Origin of the sequence: Microcoleus sp. BM001215392, from assembly GCF_036700185.1 — a bacterium.
Lineage (GTDB): Bacteria > Cyanobacteriota > Cyanobacteriia > Cyanobacteriales > Microcoleaceae > Microcoleus.
This window is the reverse complement of the sequence record NZ_JAUBOJ010000431.1, coordinates 1-5,832: the sequence shown is the minus strand read 5'-3', so window position 1 is coordinate 5,832 and position 5,832 is coordinate 1. Positions and strand designations below refer to the sequence as shown.

At 44.2% G+C, this 5,832-nt stretch carries 7 protein-coding genes; 1 reads left to right on the top strand and 6 read right to left on the bottom strand.

Going from position 1 to position 5,832, the window contains the following annotated elements; translation table 11 throughout:
• Positions 1–175: 175 nt before the first annotated feature.
• Entirely contained in the window at positions 176–622 is a 447-nt protein-coding gene (locus tag QT974_RS29885) for a hypothetical protein (protein WP_333472015.1), read from the bottom strand.
• A gap of 762 nt (positions 623–1,384) precedes the next feature.
• Between QT974_RS29885 and QT974_RS29880 the strand changes: the two genes are divergently transcribed.
• On the top strand, positions 1,385–2,176 hold the full coding sequence (locus tag QT974_RS29880) for an SH3 domain-containing protein (protein WP_333472014.1): 792 nt from the start codon (positions 1,385–1,387) through the stop codon (positions 2,174–2,176).
• A 68-nt stretch (positions 2,177–2,244) separates the two neighbouring features.
• Here QT974_RS29880 and QT974_RS29875 read toward each other — a convergent pair whose 3' ends face one another.
• The 5 genes from QT974_RS29875 to QT974_RS29855 all read right to left on the bottom strand — a co-directional run bounded on the left by QT974_RS29875 (position 2,245) and on the right by QT974_RS29855 (position 5,731).
• Entirely contained in the window at positions 2,245–2,409 is a 165-nt protein-coding gene (locus tag QT974_RS29875; RefSeq protein WP_333472013.1) for a hypothetical protein, read from the bottom strand.
• 45 nt (positions 2,410–2,454) lie between these two features.
• A complete protein-coding gene (locus QT974_RS29870) occupies positions 2,455–2,883 on the bottom strand; it encodes a hypothetical protein (RefSeq protein WP_333472012.1) in 429 nt (142 codons plus the stop codon).
• On the bottom strand, positions 2,880–3,542 hold the full coding sequence (locus QT974_RS29865; protein WP_333472011.1) for a glutathione S-transferase family protein: 663 nt from the start codon (positions 3,540–3,542) through the stop codon (positions 2,880–2,882). Before QT974_RS29865 ends, QT974_RS29870 begins: the two co-directional genes overlap by 4 nt.
• A gap of 194 nt (positions 3,543–3,736) precedes the next feature.
• Positions 3,737–5,401, bottom strand: coding sequence for a phospholipase D-like domain-containing protein (locus QT974_RS29860; protein WP_333472010.1), 1,665 nt, complete (start codon positions 5,399–5,401; stop codon positions 3,737–3,739).
• Positions 5,402–5,497: 96 nt separating this feature from the next.
• Positions 5,498–5,731, bottom strand: coding sequence for a hypothetical protein (locus QT974_RS29855; RefSeq protein ID WP_333472009.1), 234 nt, complete (start codon positions 5,729–5,731; stop codon positions 5,498–5,500).
• Positions 5,732–5,832: the final 101 nt, after the last annotated feature.

Here is a 5,832-nt window from a genome sequence, read left to right as displayed (position 1 = left end):
AAAGTCCTTACTACTAACCTGTATTGCTGGTTTGTAGTGAGGACTTTAGTCCTCGGAAAATCAGGACTAAAGTCCTTACTACTAACCTGTATTGCTGGTTTGTAGTGAGGACTTTAGTCCTCGAAAAAGCAGGACTTTAGTCCTTACTACTAACCTGTTTGGTATGATTTATTTTTTACTTGCTAAAAGCACCTTTGATGCTGTCAACAGTCCGCTCTACAGCATTCTTGGTGTTATCTACTGCTTTTTGAGTGCGAGCTGAATCTTCTTCTGCTCTTTTCTCGATTGTAGCTGCATCTTTCTTGGCTTTGCGCTCCACTACACTACCATCTTCTGATGCTCGATCGACTTTAGCAGCATTTGTCTTGGCTGTTTCCTTAACTTTCTGTTCTGTATCTCGGATGAAGTTCTTGGCTCTTCCGGCATCTGTGCTGGCTTTGTCTTGAACCTTATCTCCCAAATCTGCTGCTGCGATCGAGTTTACAGCACCAGAGGCCATTGCTGCGGTGTTCGAGAAAAACCCACCCTGCCACACAAATGCCATCGCTGACACGCAAAGCACAGTTACAGCCAGATAGCGCCCGACAGTCGAAAGACGTTTGGTAATATAATTCAGTTTCATAGAATACAAAATGAGAGATTACATCCTATTTCTACTCGATTTGGGCGATCGGCTAAACCATTCTCCAGATAGAGGTTATCCAGCGGCGATTTCTTAGAAAAAATCCGTCTTTTGATAGATTGAAGTAAGGAAAGTCACTCGATTTTAGATTTTAGATTTTAGATTCTTCGACTTCGCTCGCGGGACAAGTTTGAGATTTGAGCTTTGAGATTTAACTCCACAGCAATGATTTTGGAGACTCAACACTCTATTTTAGCTTTTTAAACAGTTGACAGTTGACAGTTGACAGTTGACAGTTGACAGATGAGTGCGAAGTGATAAAAACAGAGATTTAAACTCCGTTCTTATCACAATCTGCCGACCTGAGTAAGGGCTTCAAACCCATGCTATTTGGTGATTAGCGATTCAACAGTTGACTCCACAACGGCGATTGGGGGACTTCGATTAATGAAGTGTGATTTGCACTCTTTGCGGTAATTTTAACTAAGGTGCGATCGCCTCTGACGCATTGAAACTCTCGACTCTTGAGTCTTGACTCTCCCAGTTTCGGCTTAAGCGCTTGACGATAACGAACAATTTACAGGTGCAGCAGCTTAATTTGTCCTCACTTAAATATCTAAAATTTTAATTTTTATCAATAAAAGTTGACTTACACGCAGTATTGTGTTATCAAAAGATTTTTTATGGAAGACAAATCGCTTTCTTTGCTATATTGACCTGCAATAAAGATAATGGTTTTGATTAGATTGAGGAGTTGAACGGATGAAAAACTTGAATTGTTGGAACAAACCCGCTGCATTGCTCGGCGCGATCGCGATCGTAGCCGGAAGTTTGCAGGCGACGGCTGCTGGTGTTAGCACCCCAGCAGCATCCACCACCAGTCAGGATGCAGAAAATATTTCCTTTGAAAATAGCGCCACCTTTCAAATAGCCCAAGCTGACACCCTTTGCCGCAAAGTCACTCCCAAAGAAGGTTTGACGGTTCGCCAGAACCCAGACCCCAAATCCGCGAGAGTTGGCGGGGTAGCAATGAATACTCAAGTAACGCTGTTCCAAGGCGCTACTTCTGTTAAAGCCTCCGACGGCCGCCTCTGGATTCAAATTAGCGCTCCCGTCAAAGGGTATGTGGCTAGCGGATATCCCAACGACGAAAGTAATTTAGGTTCCTGCGCAATTAGTCAAGCTCCAGCACCCGCACCCGCACCTGCACCTGCACCTGCACCCGCACCTGCTGCGACACCCGCACCCGCACCCGCTGCGACACCCGCACCCGCACCCGCACCAGCACCAGCACCAGCACCCGCACCCGCAACGGGCCCGGTAAGTCTGTGCCGCCAAGTAGAACCTCGCGTAGCCCCGAAAGGTCTGGCTATTCGTGCGGAGCCTTCAAAGACTGCTGCGGTTAAAGGTGGCGTACCCGCTAACGGTCAAGTAACCCTAGTGCCGAATTTCCAGCTAGTGAAAGACAAGAATGGAGAAAACCGCAATTGGGTTGAAATTTCAGCCCCTGTACCCGGATTCATCTCGGCTGGAAACTTGATCATGTGCAAATAGGAAAATAGAAGTTCGATCGCTCTTTTTAACTAAAAGGGCGATCGAACTTCTATTTTAGATTTGAGATTTTAGATTGCTCCCACGATCGCGATCCGGGATTCGCGATCGAGCAAGTGCTGCTCCCACGCTGTAGCGGGCAATTCAGCCGCGACTCGCCACCAAACTCCGATCGACCCCAAACAACCTCGCTGTCGAATTGCATCTTTCATCAAGTCCCGAAACAAGTGAATCATTAATTCCCCGTATTCTGTTTCTAGAGTTCCTTAAGTTCGGTCTTTCTACTTACAACTGCCGGCCGCCCAATTTTGATGTCCGCGATTGGGCTGACACTTAGATTGTCGGCCAATCCACAGAATTTCCCACTTATTTTGCCTGAACGCGAGTTCGATGCGGTGCCGCATTCCGGCCACAGAATCGTCAGCTAAACCGACGACAGTATGCACGATTGCTGCGGTTTCTCGCGTGGGATATTCAACCGAAATTCCATCGCTTTTTCTGCCTTCAGATTCTTGGTCACGGCTAAAGAGTTTGGCTGCGATATCTTTGGGGTTGGAGACGGTAATTTTGCGATCGCCCAAAAACTGTTTAACGTTAATTGATTCGTAGTTCGATCGACTCGCAGGCTGCGCCATTGCTGCGATCGGAATTTGGATGCAGGCGAACACAGCTAGAAAAAAGAGCGATTCCTTGACAATTGATTTGTTCATTTGGCTTCAGTTTGTGCGAGAAATTTTTGTCTCCGAACTGCGAAAGCCGCCAAATCTGCTTGCGTGAATTGAGTTTGCTGGAATGAGGGACGCGACATTAGCCGATCGCACCAAGCTTGAATTTTGGGATAACCATCTATGGACACATCAACCCAGGAGAGCAAAGGAACGACGGTACCGGCAACGCACTCGGCATATGTTACAGTGTTGCTAGCGAAAAAAGGGCGATCGTCCAACAAACCCTCAAAGAATGTCAACACAGTATCGACTTTTTCCTTAGCCTTTTCTATTGCTTGAGGTTCAGGAATTCCCCAACCCATTCTTTCACTGCTGAGGGGATAAAGTGCGGGTCCAAGTTCATTCACCGTGACCAATTCCACCATTTTCACAATTGCCAAATCTTTCGGATCTTTCGGCAGCATTGCCGGTTCAGGATACTTTGTTTCTAGATAGTCAAGAATTGCCAGAGACTCGACAACAGTGAAGTCACCATCGACCAAAACAGGGATGCGATGAAAAGGATTCATGGCGACAAATTCAGGTGCCAAGTGATCGCCGTCCAAGTGGATTTCTACCAATTCAAAGTCGAGGTTTTTTTCTAAAAGGGCGACCCACACGCGGCGGGAGTTGGTGGAAATGGGAGTGTGGTAAAGTTTCATGGCAGGTGGGGGTGGTTATTGAAAGGTAATATAGCAATCCTAAATCAGTTTCAATAACTGGTTAACTGGTTCCCAGGTTCTGCCTGGGAACCGATGTCCAGAGGCTCTGCCTCGCCTGCGACAATGGAGGCAGAGCCTCCGGATCTGCGTTACCAGGCAGAGCCTGGTAACGAGTATAATCTAAAATCTAAAATCTAACATCTCCACTTCTCACCTTCCTTAGAGCCGTCAACCCAGTCTAAGCCCCACTTAAAATCTTTATCCATCTCAGACTGGCCTCTAAAATATTTCTCAATCTTGGTAACTTTAAAAGTCTTGTCATCAACATTCTCAAACAAGGCAATGGCACGTACATTTATACCATCTCTATGATCATCCAATTTCACTTCGATATCTGCCTGCTCAATTACCTCTGGCAATTTGATTTTGACAACACCATTAGCCTCAGACCATTTAGCTATGCCCTTATAGATATAAGCGTAAACTAGAATCCGCTTAACTTCAGCAACCTTGTTGCCATTTATCCATAAAGTCTCACCTTTATCACCCTTACGGTCATCTTCACCCAGATGAATATACGGAGTTGTAGAGAAATTACCAAACGATTTGCCCAGGGCTTGTAGAAGGGACTTTTGTCCATCTTTTAGCTCATACAAGCAACCCAGATCAAGATCAATGGCAGTTTTGCTACCAGTTCCTTGACTCCAATTCAGTTGAACTATAATTTCACCCAGTCTGCCACTTGGCGTAATTATCGGGGGTTTTACAGCCTCTTCTTTTGGTTTATTAGAAACAGGAAAATCTGGCTTTTTATCACTACTTGTACTTGCTGTAGATGTTACCCCCAAATCATTGCCTACTTCTGACTGTATAGTTCTCTTTCTAGTTCTCCGATTTGAATTTAATTTAGGAGGATGCGGAGTTGAATTATTAGTAGTAAAATCAGCGCTTTTTTCAGACTTAGTTAGCAACACAATAGGCTCTTCTCTCAGAATAGTGACCGGTGGTGTTTGTGGAGGAGGAAGCTTAACCACAGTTTTCTGCTCGTTCTCAGCCACCCTTTTCTGAGCATTCTCAATAATTTTTTTCAAAACCTCACTTTCTATTGGTTGCTCTTCACAGTCATAGGTGTCACCTTCATGACTTAAGTAATCACGAGCAGCACTCTTATCGAAAGTAGATTCATCAAAACGATTGATTAATTTTTGGATGGTGTTGGTGTCTTTGATCAAAATTCCCACTTCAAACTCTGGGCTACTTTCCTTAGAGGTGAGAAAGTTATGACTTCCCAGCATGGCAAAGTTGTTATCACACACCAAAAACTTTTCATGGGTACCCAATTCCTTCAAATTGAGGTACCCAGGATGTTTATTTTGGAGGTCACGCAATCTGGGCAATGCTCCATACCAAAATGTATCTATTTGATCTCTAGCCAGATCCTCCAATTTACCCCAACCAATATCAATCCGAACACCTCGCTTTATGAGTTCTTCGCACTTCTCAATCACTACAGCAGTAGCCCAAGAAGTCAGCCAAGGACATACCAGAATCAATCGCTCTTGAACATTTTCCAGCGCATCACTAAGCACTTTTCGACTATGAGGACGGTTAAACACTAGCCGATCTTCATATTGCTTATCACTGGGTTCATCGACCTGACTTGTGATGATATCAGGTCGATTTTCTAACAGAGACTTTAAATCGTCTAGTTTTTGCTCTATTCTCTGGTTTTGCTCAAGCAGGCTGCCATGACTCTCACTCAATTTGTCTAATTGTTGCTGCAACTCTCTCAAGCGTTGATTTTGCAAAGTTAGTTTGGGCTTCGGTTTCTGAGAATTGTCTTTATTTTCATTAGACATAGACACATTACCTCAAATTTTTTTATACAGCGGTTCCCTAAAGTAAGAGTACCTAAGCTCCTTCTGAGTATATCAGTCAACAAAAAAAAATAGCTGTCACCTGGTGACAGCTATTTTTTTTATCAAAAAGGCGGGCATTATTGCCCGCCCCATCAAACTAGCGATATCTGCGTGGAGAAGCTCTAAGAATTTAAGATCATTCCCTAGATCCGCAGCCTCATCCTCATTTTTTTCTATATCTTCAATTATTTGCAAACGTTCTTGATAGGCATTGATTTGATGATCAATCGCTTCTATAATAAACCTTAAATCTTTAAATGATAAATTCATGTTAGCTTACTATCCTATAAATCACCTCTACAGGTAGTATGAGGGCTCGATTTCAGAGTCATCGTCAGAGGTACGTTCGGCACGAATCTCGTCCATAATTT

Bases quoted from the DNA above. Each gene is read 5' to 3' on its own strand.
- QT974_RS29875 (WP_333472013.1), bottom strand. From the start codon at position 2,409: ATGATTCACTTGTTTCGGGACTTGATGAAAGATGCAATTCGACAGCGA.
- QT974_RS29870 (WP_333472012.1), bottom strand. From the start codon at position 2,883: ATGAACAAATCAATTGTCAAGGAATCGCTCTTTTTTCTAGCTGTGTTC.
- QT974_RS29855 (WP_333472009.1), bottom strand. From the start codon at position 5,731: ATGAATTTATCATTTAAAGATTTAAGGTTTATTATAGAAGCGATTGAT.
- QT974_RS29880 (WP_333472014.1), top strand. From the start codon at position 1,385: ATGAAAAACTTGAATTGTTGGAACAAACCCGCTGCATTGCTCGGCGCG.
- QT974_RS29860 (WP_333472010.1), bottom strand. From the start codon at position 5,401: ATGTCTAATGAAAATAAAGACAATTCTCAGAAACCGAAGCCCAAACTA.
- QT974_RS29885 (WP_333472015.1), bottom strand. From the start codon at position 622: ATGAAACTGAATTATATTACCAAACGTCTTTCGACTGTCGGGCGCTAT.
- QT974_RS29865 (WP_333472011.1), bottom strand. From the start codon at position 3,542: ATGAAACTTTACCACACTCCCATTTCCACCAACTCCCGCCGCGTGTGG.